The organism is uncultured Tateyamaria sp. (assembly GCF_947488715.1).
In the GTDB taxonomy this organism is placed as follows: Bacteria; Pseudomonadota; Alphaproteobacteria; order Rhodobacterales; family Rhodobacteraceae; genus Tateyamaria.
The window spans coordinates 325898-342934 of sequence record NZ_CANLAG010000003.1 but is presented as its reverse complement, the minus strand read 5'-3'; the positions used below and the strand labels follow the sequence as shown (position 1 = coordinate 342934).

At 65.1% G+C, this 17037-nt stretch carries 18 protein-coding genes and 1 riboswitch; of the genes, 12 read left to right on the top strand and 6 right to left on the bottom strand.

Annotated elements, in window-relative coordinates; genetic code table 11:
* Positions 1-4: 4 nt before the first annotated feature.
* From Q0936_RS09535 to Q0936_RS09515, 5 genes are all read right to left on the bottom strand, one after another.
* The gene (locus tag Q0936_RS09535) at positions 5-1453 is read right to left on the bottom strand and encodes a cobyric acid synthase (RefSeq protein ID WP_299297183.1); all 1449 of its coding nucleotides are present in this window, start codon (positions 1451-1453) and stop codon (positions 5-7) included.
* On the bottom strand, positions 1450-1914 hold the full coding sequence (locus tag Q0936_RS09530; RefSeq protein WP_299378065.1) for a metal-dependent hydrolase: 465 nt from the start codon (positions 1912-1914) through the stop codon (positions 1450-1452). The genes Q0936_RS09535 and Q0936_RS09530 overlap by 4 nt, the downstream gene beginning before the upstream one ends.
* Before the next feature lie 28 nt (positions 1915-1942).
* Positions 1943-2209 (bottom strand): YrhK family protein, encoded by a 267-nt coding sequence (locus Q0936_RS09525; RefSeq protein WP_299378062.1) that lies wholly within the window; start codon positions 2207-2209, stop codon positions 1943-1945.
* A 6-nt stretch (positions 2210-2215) separates the two neighbouring features.
* A complete protein-coding gene (gene cobO / locus Q0936_RS09520; protein ID WP_299297630.1) occupies positions 2216-2827 on the bottom strand; it encodes a cob(I)yrinic acid a,c-diamide adenosyltransferase in 612 nt (203 codons plus the stop codon).
* Positions 2828-2896: 69 nt separating this feature from the next.
* Positions 2897-3523: an HAD family hydrolase gene (locus Q0936_RS09515; protein WP_299297631.1), complete on the bottom strand. Its 627-nt coding sequence runs from the start codon at positions 3521-3523 to the stop codon at positions 2897-2899.
* Between the two features lie 64 nt (positions 3524-3587).
* A riboswitch (cobalamin riboswitch) is annotated at positions 3588-3814 on the top strand.
* Positions 3815-3898: 84 nt separating this feature from the next.
* Between Q0936_RS09515 and Q0936_RS09510 the strand changes: the two genes are divergently transcribed.
* From Q0936_RS09510 to cobJ, 7 genes are read left to right on the top strand one after another with little or no spacing between them, the layout of a single operon-like run.
* Positions 3899-4273 (top strand): DUF1636 domain-containing protein, encoded by a 375-nt coding sequence (locus Q0936_RS09510; RefSeq protein WP_299297632.1) that lies wholly within the window; start codon positions 3899-3901, stop codon positions 4271-4273.
* 1 nt (position 4274) lies between these two features.
* A complete protein-coding gene (cobW, locus tag Q0936_RS09505) occupies positions 4275-5330 on the top strand; it encodes a cobalamin biosynthesis protein CobW (protein WP_299297633.1) in 1056 nt (351 codons plus the stop codon).
* Between the two features lie 12 nt (positions 5331-5342).
* Positions 5343-8600: a cobaltochelatase subunit CobN gene (gene cobN / locus Q0936_RS09500; RefSeq protein ID WP_299297634.1), complete on the top strand. Its 3258-nt coding sequence runs from the start codon at positions 5343-5345 to the stop codon at positions 8598-8600.
* On the top strand, positions 8597-9718 hold the full coding sequence (gene cobG, locus Q0936_RS09495; RefSeq protein ID WP_299378059.1) for a precorrin-3B synthase: 1122 nt from the start codon (positions 8597-8599) through the stop codon (positions 9716-9718). The genes cobN and cobG overlap by 4 nt, the downstream gene beginning before the upstream one ends.
* Before the next feature lie 3 nt (positions 9719-9721).
* Positions 9722-10351: a precorrin-8X methylmutase gene (locus Q0936_RS09490; protein WP_299298783.1), complete on the top strand. Its 630-nt coding sequence runs from the start codon at positions 9722-9724 to the stop codon at positions 10349-10351.
* A complete protein-coding gene (gene cobI, locus Q0936_RS09485) occupies positions 10348-11076 on the top strand; it encodes a precorrin-2 C(20)-methyltransferase (RefSeq protein ID WP_299298785.1) in 729 nt (242 codons plus the stop codon). The genes Q0936_RS09490 and cobI overlap by 4 nt, the downstream gene beginning before the upstream one ends.
* Positions 11073-11825 (top strand): precorrin-3B C(17)-methyltransferase, encoded by a 753-nt coding sequence (gene cobJ, locus Q0936_RS09480; RefSeq protein WP_299298787.1) that lies wholly within the window; start codon positions 11073-11075, stop codon positions 11823-11825. Before cobI ends, cobJ begins: the two co-directional genes overlap by 4 nt.
* Here the strand turns inward: cobJ and Q0936_RS09475 are convergent.
* Positions 11798-12553, bottom strand: a complete 756-nt coding sequence (locus Q0936_RS09475) for a cobalt-precorrin-6A reductase (RefSeq protein ID WP_299298793.1) — start codon at positions 12551-12553, stop codon at positions 11798-11800. The genes cobJ and Q0936_RS09475 overlap by 28 nt on opposite strands.
* Between Q0936_RS09475 and cbiE the strand changes: the two genes are divergently transcribed.
* From cbiE to cobA, 5 genes are read left to right on the top strand one after another with little or no spacing between them, the layout of a single operon-like run.
* The gene (gene cbiE / locus Q0936_RS09470; RefSeq protein ID WP_299378056.1) at positions 12552-13763 is read left to right on the top strand and encodes a precorrin-6y C5,15-methyltransferase (decarboxylating) subunit CbiE; all 1212 of its coding nucleotides are present in this window, start codon (positions 12552-12554) and stop codon (positions 13761-13763) included. The genes Q0936_RS09475 and cbiE overlap by 2 nt on opposite strands.
* Complete coding sequence (locus Q0936_RS09465) at positions 13760-14128, top strand: cobalamin biosynthesis protein (RefSeq protein ID WP_299298051.1); 369 nt, start codon at positions 13760-13762, stop codon at positions 14126-14128. Before cbiE ends, Q0936_RS09465 begins: the two co-directional genes overlap by 4 nt.
* Positions 14125-14919, top strand: a complete 795-nt coding sequence (gene cobM, locus Q0936_RS09460) for a precorrin-4 C(11)-methyltransferase (RefSeq protein WP_299298053.1) — start codon at positions 14125-14127, stop codon at positions 14917-14919. Before Q0936_RS09465 ends, cobM begins: the two co-directional genes overlap by 4 nt.
* Positions 14912-16237, top strand: coding sequence for a cobyrinate a,c-diamide synthase (locus tag Q0936_RS09455; protein ID WP_299298055.1), 1326 nt, complete (start codon positions 14912-14914; stop codon positions 16235-16237). The genes cobM and Q0936_RS09455 overlap by 8 nt, the downstream gene beginning before the upstream one ends.
* Complete coding sequence (gene cobA, locus Q0936_RS09450; protein WP_299298057.1) at positions 16234-16953, top strand: uroporphyrinogen-III C-methyltransferase; 720 nt, start codon at positions 16234-16236, stop codon at positions 16951-16953. Before Q0936_RS09455 ends, cobA begins: the two co-directional genes overlap by 4 nt.
* Positions 16954-17037 lie beyond the last annotated feature (84 nt).

The following is a 17037-nucleotide window of genomic DNA, read 5'->3' as shown; positions in this document are numbered from 1 at the left end:
AGGCCTAGCGGGCGCAAGCCAAAATCGCGTCCACGTCCAGATGGGTCTCAAGGTGATCGGCCAGCGCATCCAGCGTGGCCTCAACCGTCTGCGTATAGCCCGCGTTGCCAGCACTGGCCCCCAAACCGGCCAACCAATGCCGCCGGAACGCATCGTCGCGGAACATCCCGTGCAAATAGCTGCCCACGACGCGCCCATCGCTTCGGATCGCGCCATCGGCCTTGTCCCCGATCCGGGCAAACGGACGGGCGCAGTCCGGCCCGGTTGTGCGTCCTTTGTGTATCTCATAGCCAGTCACGGCCAGTCCGCTGTCCGCATGAACGGCCTGCGTTTCCGTCAGACGCTTGTCCCCGGTCATTTCCGTGCGCACATCCAGCAGGCCCAGCCCCGCCGCGCTGCCCGGCGCGCCCTCGATCCCGTCCGGGTCATCGATGGCATGGCCCAGCATCTGATACCCGCCACAAATGCCCAGCACATGCCCACCCCGGCGCACATGGGCGTAGATGTCCGCATCCCAGCCCTGCGCCCGCAGAAAATCCATGTCGCTGCGCGTGGATTTGCTGCCGGGGATCACAACCACATCCGTATCACCGGGCAAGGCCTGCCCCGCATGCAGCATCGTCACCCGCACACCCGGCTCATGGGCCAGCGGGTCCATGTCGTCGAAATTGGCGATGCGCGACAGCTTGAGGCAGACAACATGCAGCCCGCCCTCACGCTGCGGTGTCGATATGTCGAGCGCGTCTTCGGCGGGCAATTTCCAGGCGTCACCAAACCACGGCACCACACCAAACCCCCGCCAGCCCGTGTGCGCCTCGATCATCGCATAGCCATCGTCAAAGAGGCGCGGATCGCCACGAAACCGGTTGATCAGAAAGCCCGCGATCATGGCCGCATCATCTGTGTCAATCACCGCCTGCGTGCCGACGATCTGCGCAATGACGCCACCCCGGTCGATGTCTCCGGCCAGGATCACCGGGCAATCGGCGGCGCGGGCAAAGCCCATATTGGCGATGTCGCCGGGGCGCAGGTTGACCTCGGCCGGGCTGCCCGCCCCTTCGACCAACACCAGATCATGCCTCGATTTCAGCCGGTTAAAGCTGTCCAGCACCGGATCCATCAGCGTCGGCTTGAGGCGGGCATAGTCGCGCGCCTTGACTGTGGTCAGACGCTTGCCCTGCACCACCACCTGACTGCCCACATCCGTCTCGGGTTTCAGCAAGACGGGGTTCATGTCCGTATGTGGCGCGAGGCGGCACGCCATCGCCTGCAACGCCTGCGCGCGCCCAATCTCGCCCCCGTTCGCGGTGACGGCGGCATTGTTGGACATGTTTTGCGGCTTGAACGGTGCCACCGACAGGCCCCGTTTGACAGCCGCCCGGCACAGGCCCGCCACCAGCATGGATTTGCCCACATTGGAGCCCGTGCCTTGGAGCATTAGGGCCTTGGTCATACCCGTCCCCTACGGCGCAAAAATACGTATGTCGCCGCCGCGCAAAGCACCAATTCAACCGCAAAGGTCCAATGCAGGACAAAGGACAGCACCCAATGATCCTGGGTCGCGGGCACAGTCACAATGGGGCCGGACACCGACAACGGCCCATAGCCCCAGACGATCGCCCCCGCGATCGTGTCGAGCAGCATGTGCAGCATCGTCCCGATGCCCACGCCGATCAACACGCGCGAAGTGAACACAAACCCGAGGATGAGCACGTTAAGCCAGAGCGTCGGATCATGGGTCAGGTAAGTATGGTGATGCACCGTCCCGTCATCGACAAAGAAGAACCGCAGCATGTCGAGGTCCGGCAGCACCGCGCCTGCAATCACGCTCCAGAACACGACGCGGTCGCGGTCAAACGGCGCCTCGAGTGCGCAGGCGGCCAGATATCCGGCGGGCAAATGGCCGATGATCATGGCGCGTGACCGATATGCCAAACGCACGTCATGCCGGATCATCATCCCCCGGCAGCGGCAGTTTCGCGATGTGATATTCACGCGCAAAGGTCGACGCGGGCCGGGCCACAAACAATAGCGACCCGATCACGAATAGCCATGTCGCGAAATAGGTCGTGGCCTCCCAGAAAAACAGAACCGACCCGACCAGAAACAACAGCCCCGCAGACAGGTCGATCACGGTATAGAGCTTTTCATAAAAGCCATAGACCGCTGCATGTTGGGGCGTCTTGTGTTCCATCAGGGTCCGCGACATGGCTGCCTAGAATTCCACGCCCTTCTGGGCCTTCACGCCCAGATCCTTGAACGGGTGTTTGATCAGAGTCATCTCGGTCACCAGATCTGCCGCCTCGATCAGCTCGGGCTTGGCATTGCGGCCTGTCAGCACCACGTGGGTCATCTCGGGCTTTTCGTTCATCAGAAAATCGACCACCTCGTCGATGTCCAGATAATCATAGCGCAGCGCGATGTTGATCTCGTCGAGCAGCACGAACTGCACCTCTGGGTCCAAAATCTGTTCCTTGGCAATCCGCCACCCGTTCTGAGCCGCGGCAATGTCCCGCTCGCGGTCCTGCGTTTCCCAGGTAAACCCCTCACCAGAAACGAAAAACCGGCATTCATCTGCAAAACGGTCGCGCAGGAACGTCTTTTCGCCCGTGTCCCAGTTGCCCTTGATGAACTGCACCACGGCACAGGGCATCCCGTGGCTGATGCACCGCATGATCATCCCGAACCCGGACGACGATTTGCCCTTGCCGGGTCCTGTATGCACCATGATCAGACCTTTTTCCTCGGTCTTCGTCTCCATCATCTTGTCGCGGGCGGCCTTGATCTTTTTCATCTTGGCGTTGTGGCGGGTGGTGATGTCGTCCATGGCGTCCTCCGGGATTGCGACCCTTTTGGTGCCATCATTTCGCGGCAAGCGCCAGCGGTCTTGCCGGCCTCAGACCATAACATCCAGAAAAGCGACCAGATCATCCCGTGTCCGGTCGGTGAAATGAAACACCTGCCACCCGCGCGCCGCTGCCGCGTCCACGTTGGCGCGCGTATCGTCGATCAAGATATGATCGCACGCGGGCGCACCGCTCCAGTCTTCGATATGCGCGAAATAGGCGGCGTCGGGCTTCGCGTGCCCCATGCGGCCAGAGGCAAAGATATGCTCGACGCGGGTGCCAAAACCCATTTGATCCTCGATATACCGCGCCCGCCTGCGTTCGTTGTTCGTGCCGATCACATGGCGCGCGCCGGGGCGGCTCAACTGTTGTATGACCGCGGCATCGGGCAACGCATCGCGGGCAAACCAGTAGGCCAGAAAGGCATCGGCATCCACATCGTGGCCCGCCATGTCCAGCCATTCGGCCAGCGCGTCACGCAAATCCACCCGTCCACGCATGATGTGACCGATCCTGTCGGGATGAAACAGGTGGCCCGCCAGCGCCGCTACATCGATCCCCCAGTCCGCCTGCAACCGGTCGGCCCAGACAAACCGGCCATCCACGATATTGGCGTTCAACACGCCATCGAAATCCCAAACGATGATCTTTTGCGGCATCTCGCGATCCTCTCTCATGGCAAAATAGCCGACCGACCGCCGCGTCACCATCCTGAACGCGCTTGACTCTGTTTCGGGGCGGGCGCACTACGGTTTGGCTGGTGCCCGGGGTTTTGTGCCTTGGGTGAAAAGGGAATGCCGCTCTTGGGTTTTTCTGTAGGAAAAACCCTGGAAAACGCAGCCGCCCCCGCGACCGTGACCGGAGAGGTCGCCCACAGCCACTGACCACCGCGTCGGGAAGGCAGGGCCGCCGACAGGGAAACCTGACATCCGCAAGCCGGGAGACCTGCCAGCCGCGTGAAACGAAACCGGGCGGGGTGTTCCGGGTGTCGGGACAATGCGCCTTTTGGGCCGCCCGCCATCTGCCATGCCGTCCCCTGACAGGGAAATACCATGGCCGAACTGCCCCCCGTGGAACTGCTGGTCTGCGTCAAATGCCGCCGCGAGATGGACATCGCCGAGGGCGGCATCCGCCCCGGCGAGGCGCTGCATGCCGAACTGGCGGGCCGCGCCATGCCCGAAGGCGTGACGCTGAAGGCCGTGGAATGCCTGTCCAACTGCTCATCGGGCTGTTCTGTCGCCGTGCGCGGCGGGGCGCGCCGCTGGACCTATGTTTACGGCAACCTGATGGAGGACCGCGACGCCGACATGGTTGTTGACGGCATCGCCAAATACGCCGCCACCGCCGACGGGCTGGTCCCGTGGCGCGAACGCCCCGAACATTTCCGCAAAAACTGCATCGCCCGCATACCGCCACAGGAGTTCTGAGATGGCCAACCTGAACAAAGTCCCCGTCACCGTCATCACCGGCTTCCTGGGCTCGGGCAAGACGACCCTCGTGCGTCACCTGATGCAGAACCCGCAAGGCAAGCGGCTTGCCGTCGTCGTCAACGAATTTGGCGACGTGGGTGTCGATGGCGACATCCTGAAATCCTGCGCGATCCCCGATTGCCCCGCCGAAAACATCATGGAGCTGGCCAATGGCTGCATCTGCTGCACCGTGGCCGATGACTTCATTCCGACGATCGAGGCGCTGATGGCGCTGGACCCGCAGCCCGAGCATATCCTGATCGAAACCTCCGGCCTCGCCCTGCCCAAACCCCTGCTCAAGGCGTTCGACTGGCCCGATATCCGCAGCCGCATCACCGTGGATGGCGTCATCGCCCTTGCCGATGCCGAGGCTGTCGCCGCGGGCCGGTTCGCGCCGGATGTCGCCGCCGTCGATGCCCAGCGCGAGGCCGATGACAGCCTGGATCACGAAACGCCGCTGTCCGAGGTCTTCGAGGACCAGATCAGCTGCGCCGACATCATCCTGCTGACCAAGCCTGACCTTGCCGGTCCCGACGGCATCGCCAGGGCAAAGGAGATCATCGTCGCCGAGGCCCCCCGCCCCCTGCCGGTGGTCGAAGTGGCCGAAGGCGCTGTGGACCCCCGTGTGATCCTTGGGCTGGAAGCGGCCGCCGAAGACGACATGGACGCGCGGCCCAGCCATCACGACGGCCACGACGATCACGAGCACGACGACTTTGAAAGCGTCATCATCGACATCCCCGAAGTCGCCGACCCCGCAGAGCTTGTCGCCCGGATCGAAGCCATGGCGAAATCGCAGAACATCCTGCGCGTCAAAGGCTACGCCGCCGTCGCGGGCAAGCCGATGCGCCTGCTGGTACAAGCCGTGGGCGCGCGTGTGCGGCACCAGTTCGACCGCCCCTGGGGGCCTGATGAGGCGCGGCAGGGTCGTTTGGTCGTGATTGCCGAACATGACGACGTGAACGAAACAGCGATCCGCGCCGCTTTGACCGACGCTCTGGCAGCCGCCGAGTAAAGAAAGCCACCTATGCACGTCGTTTTCCGCGAAAGCCACGGGCTCGAAGAGACCGAGACGCCAACCGATCTGGGGCAGACGCCTGCGGATCTGGTGGTGCTGTCGTTCTCGGACAGCGACCTCGGAGCCTTCGCGGCGGCGTATCACCGGGCGGAAGGCAAATTGCCAACCGTCCGGCTGGCCAATCTGGTGGGGCTGAAGCACCCCTTGTCGGTCGACACCTATGTCGAACAGACGCTTGAAGGGGCCAAAGGCATCCTGATCCGCCTGATCGGCGGCGTGCCCTACTGGTCCTACGGGCTACAGCAGGTCGAGGCGCTGTGCCGGGCCAAGGGCATCGCGCTGGCGGTGCTGCCTGCGGATGGTCGACCGGACCCCCGGCTTGACGAGATTTCGACGCTCCCGGTCTCCACACTGCGCCGCCTCGCCCATCTCTGCGACACCGGCGGCGCAGTGGCGGCACAGGCGGCGTTGGCGCAGATGGCACTGGCCTCGGGCCTTTATGCGGGACCGGTGCGCGGCTCCAAAGCACTCCCATCAGTCGGCGCATGGACCCCGGAGGACGGCGTCGCCTGCCCGTTGGTTCTGTGCGCGGATGCGCGCCCGCTGGTCGTCGTGACGTTCTACCGCGCCTATCTGGCCGCCGCCGACCTGTCGCCAATCGAGGCGCTTTTCACCGCACTTCGCGCGCGCGGGTTCCGGGTGCTCGCGCTCTTTGCACCGTCGCTCAAGGCGCCCGAGGCGGCAGCGTGGATGGCGCGGCAGATCGCGCATCTGTCCCCTGCGGCCATCGTCAATGCCACCGCCTTTTCCGGCATCGGTGCAAATGGCGCGTCGCCGCTTGATGCGGGCGACGTGCCGGTGTTCCAGATCGCACTGGCCACCTCCACCCGCGAGGCCTGGGCCGAGGCGGAGCGCGGACTGTCACCCACCGACCTTGCCATGCACGTGGTCCTGCCGGAGGTTGATGGCCGCCTCTTTGCAGGCGTCGCGTCGTTCAAGGAACCCCAGCCGCGCGACGACGCGCTGCAATTTGCCCGCTATGCCCACAAGGCTGACACCCAGCGCATCGACAATGTAGCGGACCGGGTCAAGGCGTGGACCGATCTGGCCGCGACACCGCCTGCCGAACGGACGCTCGCACTGGTGCTCAGTACCTATCCGGGCAAAGATTGGAACATGGCCCATGCGGTGGGCCTGGATGCGCTGGCCTCGACGGATGCAATCCTGTCGGATCTACGCGCTGCGGGCCATGACACCGACCTCACTCCCGTTACGGACGCGCTGGCGACCGAAACCATCACATGGCCGCTGCCCGCATACGAAGCGGCCCTTGCCCGTCTGCCCCAGTCCTTGCACGACGACCTCGAAACCGCTTGGGGCAAGCCAGACGCAGATACCGAGGCGGGTCATTTCCACTTTCCCGCCACGCGGCGCGGCAAGGTTCTGATCGCCCTGCAACCCGAACGCGGGAACCCCAAGCAGCGCGATGACGACTATCACGATCTGTCGCGGGTGCCGCGCCACGGCTACGTCGCCTTCTACCTGTGGCTCCAAACTCAGACCCAAGCCCTGATCCATATCGGCGCACACGGTACGCTGGAATGGCTGCCCGGCAAGTCCGTCGCCCTGTCCGACACCTGCTGGCCCGAGGTGCTGACCGGGACGTTGCCGGTGATCTACCCGTTTATCGTCAACGACCCCGGCGAGGCTGCGCAGGCCAAGCGGCGCATCGGTGCGGTGACGCTTGGCCACCTGCCCCCGCCGATGAAGGCCAGTGCCACGCCGGATCGGTTCCTGCGACTGGAAACCCTGCTCGATGAGTTCTCCAACGCGGACGGGCTGGACCCGAAACGCCGCGACCGGTTGCAGGACGACATCCGCGCCGAGGCGCAGGCCATCGGGGTCGAACAGGATCTGGGCCTCGACCGTGCATCGTGCAGCGCCGAGGCAATCACGCGGATTGACCGTTTTGTCTGTGACATCAAGGAAAGCCAATTTGGCGACGGCCTGCATGTCTGGGGCAGAGGTGCGCCCGACGGCGACGCGGTATCGGCGCAGACCGAGCAGATGGCGTTGATCGATGCGCTGAACGGCAAGCGCATTGCCGGGGGGCCGTCCGGTTCCCCCTATCGCGGGCGGCGCGACGTACTGCCCACGGGTCGCAACCTCTTTACCACCGATCCGCGCGGTGTTCCGACGCGCGCTGCCTATGCACAGGGCGTGAAGCTGGCCGAAGAGCTCGTGCGCCGCCATTTGCAGGAAGAGGGTGATTGGCCCCGCGGTCTGATCGTGGATCTGTGGGGGTCAGCCACCATGCGCACGGCGGGCGAAGAGTTTGCCATGGCGCTGCACCTCTTGGGGGTCAAGCCCGTCTGGGACAAAGGCTCAGAGCGGGTGTCGGGGATCGAAGTCCTGCCCATCACCGATCTGGACCGTCCGCGCATTGATGTGACCCTGCGGGTGTCGGGCCTCTTCCGCGATGTCTTTCCCACGCTCTCCGCGCTGTTCTCGCAAGCGGTGCGGGCGCTGGCGGCGCGCGATGAGGCACCCGACTGGAACCCCTATGCCGGGCACGCCGCAACCGCGCGGGTCTACGGCCCTGCACCCGGCAACTTTGGCCTTGGCATGGGTGCAGATATCGAGACCTTCACCGATGACGCGCGCGCGGCGGCGGGCAACGCCTGGCTTGCCGCCAGCGCCTATGCGCTGGACGGCACAACCGCCACAAGGGACGACCATGGCATCCGCGCCCGCGTCGCCGCCGCAGACAGTTTTGTCCACCTGCAGGACCTGCCCGAGACGGACGTGCTGCTGGCCTCCGACTATGCCGCGCACGAGGCCGGATTTGCCGCCGCCCAAGCCGTCACAGGTGGGCAAGCCGCCCTCTATCACCTCGACAGCACCCAGCCCGACCGCCCCCGCGCCCGCACACTGCCCGAAGAGATCGCCCGCGTCGTGCAGGCCCGCGCGACCCAGCCCGATTGGCTGCGCGGCATGATGCGGCACGGGTTTCGCGGCGGCGCAGAAATTGCAGCAACCCTCGATCACATGGCCGCCTTTGCGCATCTGGCGGATGTAGTTGGGCCGCACCTCTTTGACGCCTATCACGACGCCACGCTGGGGGATCCCGAGGTCGCCGCATTCCTGCAAGACGCTAATCCCGGCGCGTATCAGGCGATGGTCGATCAGTTTGCGGCGCTGGATGCGGCGGGCCTCTGGCAAACGCGCCGCAATTCGATCCGTGCGGCACTTGAGGCCGCGCAATGACAGCCGCTCCGCAGGTCAAGGGCTGGTGCCCCGGCGCGCACAGGCCGATGATGTCGGGCGACGGCCTGCTGGTGCGCATACGCCCGCGTCTGGGGCGGCTGGATGCCGAACAGGCTTTGGCGCTGTGCGAGATGTCGCAACGGTTTGGAAACGGGCTGATGGACCTGACAAGCCGCGCCAACCTGCAACTGCGCGGCGTGGCCGAAGGGGATCACGCCAAGCTGATCGCCGAATTGGCGACCCATGGTTTGATCGACAACGACGCAGACACCGAGGCGCGGCGCAACATCATGGTGACGCCCACCTGGACACCCGACGATCTGACCACGCGCCTGCATGCCGCATTGGTCGCTGGCCTGAACGAATTGCCACTGCTGCCCGCCAAAGTCGGCATTGCCATCGACACCGGACCCGCGCCATTGCTTCAGGACTCCCCGGCAGATTTCCGGTTTGAGCGGACGGCGGATGGGGCCCTGATCCTGCGGCTGGACGGGGTCAGCCGAGGGCGCATCATCGCCGAAGAGGATGCCGTGCCCGCGTTGATCGACATGGCCACGTGGTTTCTGAACACCGGCGGCGGCGCGGCAAAACGTGTGGCGCGGCACGTGGCCAACACAGCACCACCAGCCGCCTGGGCTGCGACAGTCCCCGCCGCCCCTGCGCGCCGTTTGCGTCCCGGACCGTGGACCAACGGCGCCATCTGGGGCGCGCCATTCGGCAGCCTGAATGCCGATGCATTGGCCCTGTTGATCCACGACAGTGCCGCCAGCGCGCTGCGGGTCACGCCGTGGCGCCTGTTTGTGCTCGAAGACGCCTTGCCCACCACCAACACCGATTTCATCGCAACCGACAACGACCCATTGCTCAGGGTCCACGCCTGCCCCGGCGCGCCGGGCTGTGCTGCGGCATCCGTCGATACACGCGCCCTCGCCCGGACCCTCGCACCGCACTATCCCAAGGGCCTCCACGTATCGGGCTGTACCAAAGGGTGCGCGCACCCGCGCCCGACCGACACCACGCTTGTGAGCCGCGACGGCGCGTATGACCTTGTTAAAAACGGCCATCCATGGGATGCCCCCCGCCAGCGCGGCCTGACCGCCCATGACTTCAAGGCTTGACCCATGCCCTACACCTACGAAACCAATGGCGCGGCCATTTACCTGCAATCCTTTGCCACGATCCGCGCCGAGGCCGACCTGGGCCGCTTTGCCCCGGACGAGGAACAGGTGGCCGTCCGCATGATCCACGCCGCTGGCATGGTTGGGCTTGAGGCGCATTGCCGCTTTTCCCCGGGCTTTGTCGATGCGGCCCGCACGGCGCTGGAAAACGGCGCGCCGATCCTCTGCGACGCCCGCATGGTGAGCGAAGGGATCACACGCCCGCGCCTGCCCGCTGACAACCCGGTGATCTGCACACTGCACAACGATGGCGTCCGCGAACTGGCGGCCGAAATGGGCAACACCCGTTCCGCCGCCGCTCTCGAGCTGTGGCGCCCGCACCTGCAAGGCGCAGTTGTCGCCATCGGCAACGCGCCCACGGCCCTCTTCCACCTGCTCAACATGCTCGAGGACCCCGATTGCCCTCGCCCCGCGGCCATCATCGGATGCCCCGTCGGCTTTGTCGGCGCGGTAGAGAGCAAGGACGCGCTCTGGGCTGACCAGCCCGTGCCCTGCTGCATCGTGCAGGGCCGCCTAGGCGGCAGCGCCATCACAGTCGCCGCCGTCAACGCCATCGCGAGCCGCAAAGAGTGAGCGCCGGCACCGTATACGGCGTGGGCCTTGGCCCCGGCGCACAGGACCTGCTGAGCGTGCGGGCGGACCGGCTGGTGCGCAATGCCCGCCACGTGGCATTCTTTCGCAAGGCCGGGCGCGCAGGACAGGCGCGCCAGATCGTCAACGGGATGCTGGACACCGATGCCATCGAGTTCCCGATGGAATACCCTGTCACCACCGAAATCCCCCTGACCGATCCGCGCTATAACGAAATGCTCAGCGCGTTTTACGCCGACTGCACCGCCCACGTGCGCGGCCTGGCCGAAAACGGCGAGGACGTCGTTGTCCTGTGCGAAGGCGATCCGTTCTTCTACGGCTCGTTCATGCACCTCTACACCCGCCTCAAACCGCACGTCCCGGTCCAGGTGGTGCCTGCCATCACCGGCATGTCCGGGGCTTGGACCGCCACGGGCGCACCGATCACCTGGGGTGACGACATCCTGACCGTGCTGATGGGCACATTGGACGAAGACACGCTGCAGCGCGGTATCGAACAGGCCGACGCACTGGTGGTGATGAAGATCGGGCGCAACATCGACAAGGTGCGCCGCGCCCTGCAACAGGCAGGCAAATACGAAGACGCCTATCTGGTCGAATTTGCCACCATGCCCGGCGAAACCGTGCAGAAACTGGCCGAGGCCGAAGGCAAGGTGACGCCCTATTTCTCGATCATCGTGGTCCATGGCCAAGGACGCCGCCCGTGACAGGTTGGGTGCGCATTGCGGGCCTTGGCCCCGGCGATGATGCGCTGATCACACCCGAAGTGTCGGATATCCTTGGCGAGGCAACCGACATCGTGGGGTACATCCCCTACGTGGCGCGCATTGCGGAACGCCCCAACCTGACGCTGCACGCCTCCGACAACCGCGTTGAAATCGACCGTTCGCGCCACGCGCTCGAAATGGCAAGCGACGGGCGCAAGGTGGTCGTGGTGTCCTCGGGCGATCCCGGCGTGTTTGCCATGGCCGCCGCCGTGTTTGAGGCAGTCGAAGCTGGCCCCGCCCACTGGCGCAGCCTCGATATCTCGGTCTTGCCGGGCATCACCGCCATGCTCGCCGCGTCCGCCCGCTGCGGTGCGCCGCTGGGTCACGATTTCTGCGCCATCAACCTCAGCGACAACCTTAAACCCTGGGCGCTGATCGAAAAGCGTTTGCGCCTCGCGGCCGAGGGCGACTTTGCCATGGCCTTTTACAACCCCAGGTCCAAGTCCCGCCCGGAAGGGTTTGAACGCACGCTCGACGTGCTCAAGGACGCCTGTGGCGATAACCGCCCCGTCATCTTTGCCCGCAACGTCACGCGTCCCGACGAAGAGATCAAAATCGTCCCCCTGCCCGACACCACACCGGACATGGCCGACATGCGCACGATGGTCATCGTCGGCTCGTCCCGCACCCGGATCATTGACCGTGACGGCGCGCCGATTGTCTACACCCCAAGGTCGACACCGGAATGACGCAGCCAGTCAAACACTTGCGCCACGCTATGCGCCTCTTGCCGCTCTGGCACGGCGGGCCGGTCGATCATCAGAACCGGCAGGTCCAGCGCACGCGCTGCGGCAATCTTGGCATAGGCACCGGTGCCACCTGCGTTCTTGGACACAACCAGATCAATCCCATGCGCTTGCATCAGCGCCGTGTCATCCGCCTTGGTAAAGGGGCCGCGCGATACCAGCACATGATGATCCGGCAAGGGCGGCGGGTCCTTGGGCGGATCAACCAGCCGCAACAGATAGAAATGCTGCGGATTGGGCGCGAACTCTGCCAGATGCATCCGCCCCACGGCCAGCATGACGCGCCGTGCCGGTTGATCCAGCGCCGCGACCGCACCGTCAATGTCCGGCACGTGGCTCCATCTGTCGCCGGTTTGCTGCGTCCAGGGCGCGCGGGTCAGCGCAACAAGCGGCACATCGGCTTGCGCGCAGGCGACAACTGCGTTCCGGCTCATCTGCGCGGCAAATGGATGCGTGGCGTCGATCACGTGGGTGGTTTCTGTGCGGCGCAGATGCTCCACCAGCCCAGCCGCACCGCCAAAGCCGCCGATCCGCTGCGGCAGCGGCTGACGTTTGGGGCGGTCCACACGGCCTGCAAAGCTGACAACACCCGCCATCCCCGCCTCTGCGGCGGCATTGGCCATGGCCGTCGCTTCCATGGTTCCGGCAAGGATCAAGAGGTTGGCGCGCATGTCTGACCCTTGGCTCACAATCATCGGCATCGGCGAAGACGGAGTTGCAGGCCTGAGTGCCGCAAGTCAAGCCGCCCTTGCACAGGCCGACGTCATCATGGCCCCGCAACGCCATCTGGATTTGGTGGTTAACGCGCCATTAACCACAAGTGTCCCCGCGGGGACAAATCTCATCCCTTGGCCTGTTCCCTATGCCGATGGCATCGCCATCCTCGCCTCGTTGCGCGGTCAGCGAGTGGTTGTGCTGGCCTCGGGTGACCCGTTCTGGTTCGGCGCTGGCGCGGTCCTCGCCCGCAGCTTTGGTCCGGATGAATGGACAGCATTGCCGGGCGTGTCGTGCTTTTCACTGGCCGCGGCCCGTTTGGGGTGGCCGATTGAACGCACGCATTGTCTGGGGTTGCACGCCGCCCCCATGGCGCGCCTGCGCCGCCACTTGGCACAGGGCCAGCGTTTGATCGTAACCCTGCGCGACGGCAACGCAGTGGGCGACCTGACCCGCTTTCTGTGCGGCCACGGGTTCGGCGACAGCACCCTGCACGTGATGGCACATCTCGGCGGACCCAAGGAACAGATCATCACCCAGACCGCCAACATCCTACGGGGCACCTTCGAGCATCCGGTCTGCGCCGCCATCGAAGTGACGGGCGACGGCGCTGCGCTGACCACAGCCGCGGGCCAGACCGATGACACGTTTCTCAATGACGGACAGATCACCAAACGACCGGTCCGCGCCATCACGCTGTCGACCCTCGCGCCCAAGCCCTTTGAACATTTGTGGGACATCGGCGGCGGATCCGGATCCATCGCCCTCGAATGGCTGCTGTCCGACCCGACCACCACCGCCACCTGCGTGGAGCCGCGCGCGGACCGCGCCGAACGCATCGCCATAAATGCTGAGAAGCTTGGCGTCGCACACCGCCTGACGGTCCAACACGGCGCCGCACCCGAAGCCCTGTCCGGATTGCCCCCACCCGATGCCATCTTTGTCGGCGGAGGTCTGTCAAAGGCGCTGCTGACCGCAACGCTGTCCCAAACCGCACGCCTTGTCGTCAACGCCGTCACGCTCGAAGGCGAGGCATTGCTGGCCGCGATGCACGCCGAACACGGCGGCGACCTCATGCGCATCGCCCTCAGCCACGCGGCCCCGCTGGGACCCAAACGCGGCTGGTCCTCGGCCTACCCCGTCGTTCAATGGAGCCTGACACGATGATCGTCGCAGGCTTTGGCTTTACCACCCGAGCAACCGCGCTCAGTCTGACGCAGGCGCTGTCCGCCACCGGCTGTAACGCGGACATTGACCGGATCGCGGTGCCACATGACAAGGCCGCCCACCCGGCGATCCTCGACTTTGCACAGGCGCAGGGCTGGGATATCGCCGCGATCCAACCGCAACCGCTCGAAGCGGCCAGGACCGAGACGCAGTCCTTTCTCAGCCGCCTGATGCGCCGCACGGGGTCTGTGGCCGAAGCCTCCGCCCTCGCAGGCGCAGGCCTTGGCGCCGAACTGATTGCCACCCGCCACATCTCAGACGACCGCATGGCCACCTGCGCCATAGCCCAAGGACCAGACACATGACCGTTCACTTTATCGGCGCAGGCCCCGGTGCGCCTGACCTGTTGACCCTGCGGGGACGCGACCTGATCGCGGCTTGCCCTGTGTGCCTCTATGCCGGGTCGCTGGTGCCCGAGGCCATTCTGGGCCACTGCCCGCCGGACGCCCGCGTGGTCAACACGGCCGCCATGGATCTCGACGACATCATGGCCGAGATCGAGGCCGCGCACAGCAAGGGCCAGGACGTTGCCCGCCTGCACTCTGGCGACCTGTCGGTGTGGTCCGCGATGGGCGAACAATTGAGGCGGATCAAAAACGCGGGCATCCCCTTTACCGTGACCCCCGGCGTGCCGTCCTTTAGCGCCGCAGCGGCCACACTTGGAGCCGAACTGACCCTGCCTGGCATTGCACAATCCGTGGTGCTGACCCGCACGCCCGGACGCGCGTCCTCCATGCCCGAGGGCGAGACGCTCACAAACTTTGCCGCAACAGGCGCGACACTGGCCATTCACCTCAGCATCGGCAATCTCGACCAGGTGATCACAGACCTGACCCCTGCCTATGGCGCGGAATGCCCGGTGGCGGTTGTCTACCGCGCCAGTTGGCCAGACGAACAGGTGATCCACGCGACGCTCGCAACCCTCAAGGATGCAATGCACGCAGGCATCAGCCGAACCGCGCTGATCCTTGTGGGGCGCGCCATCGGCGCAGAAAGCTTTGACGAAAGCTGCCTCTATTCAACGGACTATGACCGCCGGTACCGCCCCCAAACTGCAGACAGCCCCTGGGCCAGCTGGAGCCACGGCGATGACTGAGTTCCCCAACACCCCACCCGGCCTGATGATTTCCGCACCCGCCTCTGGCACGGGCAAGACGACAGTGATGCTGGGCCTGCTGCGGGCGCTGCGTGATGACGGTCTGACGGTGCAGCCCTACAAATCCGGCCCCGACTATATCGACCCGGCCTTTCACCGGGCCGCAGCGGGGCGCGCGTCGTTCAACTTTGACACCTGGGCGATGGACGAGGGCCTCTTGGGTGGCATCAGTGCTCAGATGGCAGGGGCGGACATCTGTGTCGCCGAGGGGTCCATGGGCCTGTTCGACGGCGTCGCGACACGCGGGCAGACCGGGTTTGGGTCCAGCGCCGAAACCGCGCTGGCGATGGGCTGGCCCGTAGTGCTGGTCATTGACGTGGGTGGACAGGCGCAATCGGCGGCGGCGACCGCGCTCGGGTTCAAAAGCTACAACCCCGATCTGCCCTTTGCTGGTGTGATCCTGAACCGCGTCGCCAGCCCCCGGCACGAGCGGCTGACACGGGTTGGCATGGAACAGGCAGGCATCAAGGTGCTGGGCTGTCTGCCCCGGCGCGGTGATCTGAAACTGCCCGAACGGCATCTTGGCCTCATCCAAGCGGTTGAACACCCCGATCTTGAGGCCGCAATCGCAGGCTACGCCGATTTCCTGCGCGAAAATGTCGATCTGGATGCGATCAGGGCAGCGGCGCGCGCAGGCCCGGCTCTCGCGCCACACCCGCTGCCCGCGCCACCCGCGCAACGGATTGCACTGGCGCGCGATGCAGCGTTTTCCTTTACCTATCCGCACCTTGTGACAGGCTGGCGTGCCGCGGGGGCAGAGATCCTGCCCTTCTCCCCCCTCGCCGACGAAGCACCTGCACCAGACGCCGATCTGGTGTGGTTGCCCGGCGGATACCCTGAACTGCACGCAGGCACATTGGCCGCGGCCACGTCGTTCAAGGCGGGTCTGCGCGCCCATGCGCAAACCAAGCCCGTGCACGGTGAATGCGGCGGGTACATGGCGTTGGGCGCAGGTCTGACCGACAAGGACGGCGTGCGTCACGAGATGGTTGGGCTGCTGGGCCTCGAAACGTCGTATGAAAAGCGCAAGTTCAACCTGGGCTACAGGCGGGCCGTGTTGTCCCACCCAATCCCCGGTTTCGACAGGGGCGCGGCCCTGCGGGGACATGAGTTTCACTATTCGTCGATCCTCGACCAACCGGACGCCCCGCTGGCAGAGGTGTTTGATGCCGATGGCAATCCGGCCGCTCAAAGCGGGTCGTGGCGTGGGCATGTCACCGGGACGTTCTTTCACCTCATCACCGGAGAAACCGGATGACGGGTTTCGTAAGCTTTGTTGGCTCGGGTCCGGGCGATCCGGAACTGTTGACGTTGAAAGCCGTAGATCGGCTCAAGCGGGCGGATGCAGTGCTGTTTGATGATCTGAGCGCCGGACCGATCCTGAGCCACGCACGCGCCGGCGCCGACCTGGTTGGGGTTGGCAAACGGGCGGGCCGCCCGTCGCCAAAGCAGCACCATGTGAGCCAGTTGCTCGTGGATTATGCGCAAGACGGGCAACGGATCGTGCGACTGAAATCGGGCGATGGCGGCACGTTTGGGCGGTTGGAGGAAGAGACGGATGCGCTGAAGGCGGCGGGCATTCCGTTTGAGATCATTCCGGGCGTGCCATCTGCCTGTGCGGCGGCGGCTGCGGCGGGTATTCCGCTGACCCGGCGGCTGACTGCGCGGCGGGTCCAGTTCATCACCGGCCACGATGTGCGTGGGGCGCTGCCCGAAGACCTCAACATGGCGGCACTGGCGGACGCACAAGCCACGACGGTTGTGTTCATGGGACAACGGACATTTCCCGCATTCGCCGCGATGCTGATCGAGGCTGGTTTGCCCGCTGACACGCCCGCGCTGCTGGCCGAGGGGGTTTCAACACCCGCCCAGGCCCTGCACAGGACAACGGTCACAAATCTGGCCATGCGGTTGGCCACATCCGTGAGTGAAGCGCCCGCGCTGATCCTTTACGGCGCGCTGGCGGAGGGCTGATTTGCATATTTTAGGAACAATGAAGCCAAGGGCGTCCGCTCTCCCTTCATTGTTCTGCAAATATGCTTATGCACCAATGGCCAT

Excerpts from the sequence above, each read along its gene's own strand:
- Q0936_RS09535 (WP_299297183.1), bottom strand. The coding sequence starts at position 1,453 with ATGACCAAGGCCCTAATGCTCCAAGGCACGGGCTCCAATGTGGGCAAA.
- Q0936_RS09530 (WP_299378065.1), bottom strand. The coding sequence starts at position 1,914 with ATGATCATCGGCCATTTGCCCGCCGGATATCTGGCCGCCTGCGCACTC.
- Q0936_RS09525 (WP_299378062.1), bottom strand. The coding sequence starts at position 2,209 with ATGTCGCGGACCCTGATGGAACACAAGACGCCCCAACATGCAGCGGTC.
- cobO (WP_299297630.1), bottom strand. The coding sequence starts at position 2,827 with ATGGACGACATCACCACCCGCCACAACGCCAAGATGAAAAAGATCAAG.
- Q0936_RS09515 (WP_299297631.1), bottom strand. The coding sequence starts at position 3,523 with ATGAGAGAGGATCGCGAGATGCCGCAAAAGATCATCGTTTGGGATTTC.
- Q0936_RS09510 (WP_299297632.1), top strand. The coding sequence starts at position 3,899 with ATGGCCGAACTGCCCCCCGTGGAACTGCTGGTCTGCGTCAAATGCCGC.
- cobW (WP_299297633.1), top strand. The coding sequence starts at position 4,275 with ATGGCCAACCTGAACAAAGTCCCCGTCACCGTCATCACCGGCTTCCTG.
- cobN (WP_299297634.1), top strand. The coding sequence starts at position 5,343 with ATGCACGTCGTTTTCCGCGAAAGCCACGGGCTCGAAGAGACCGAGACG.
- cobG (WP_299378059.1), top strand. The coding sequence starts at position 8,597 with ATGACAGCCGCTCCGCAGGTCAAGGGCTGGTGCCCCGGCGCGCACAGG.
- Q0936_RS09490 (WP_299298783.1), top strand. The coding sequence starts at position 9,722 with ATGCCCTACACCTACGAAACCAATGGCGCGGCCATTTACCTGCAATCC.
- cbiE (WP_299378056.1), top strand. The coding sequence starts at position 12,552 with ATGTCTGACCCTTGGCTCACAATCATCGGCATCGGCGAAGACGGAGTT.
- Q0936_RS09475 (WP_299298793.1), bottom strand. The coding sequence starts at position 12,553 with ATGCGCGCCAACCTCTTGATCCTTGCCGGAACCATGGAAGCGACGGCC.
- Q0936_RS09465 (WP_299298051.1), top strand. The coding sequence starts at position 13,760 with ATGATCGTCGCAGGCTTTGGCTTTACCACCCGAGCAACCGCGCTCAGT.
- cobM (WP_299298053.1), top strand. The coding sequence starts at position 14,125 with ATGACCGTTCACTTTATCGGCGCAGGCCCCGGTGCGCCTGACCTGTTG.
- Q0936_RS09455 (WP_299298055.1), top strand. The coding sequence starts at position 14,912 with ATGACTGAGTTCCCCAACACCCCACCCGGCCTGATGATTTCCGCACCC.
- cobA (WP_299298057.1), top strand. The coding sequence starts at position 16,234 with ATGACGGGTTTCGTAAGCTTTGTTGGCTCGGGTCCGGGCGATCCGGAA.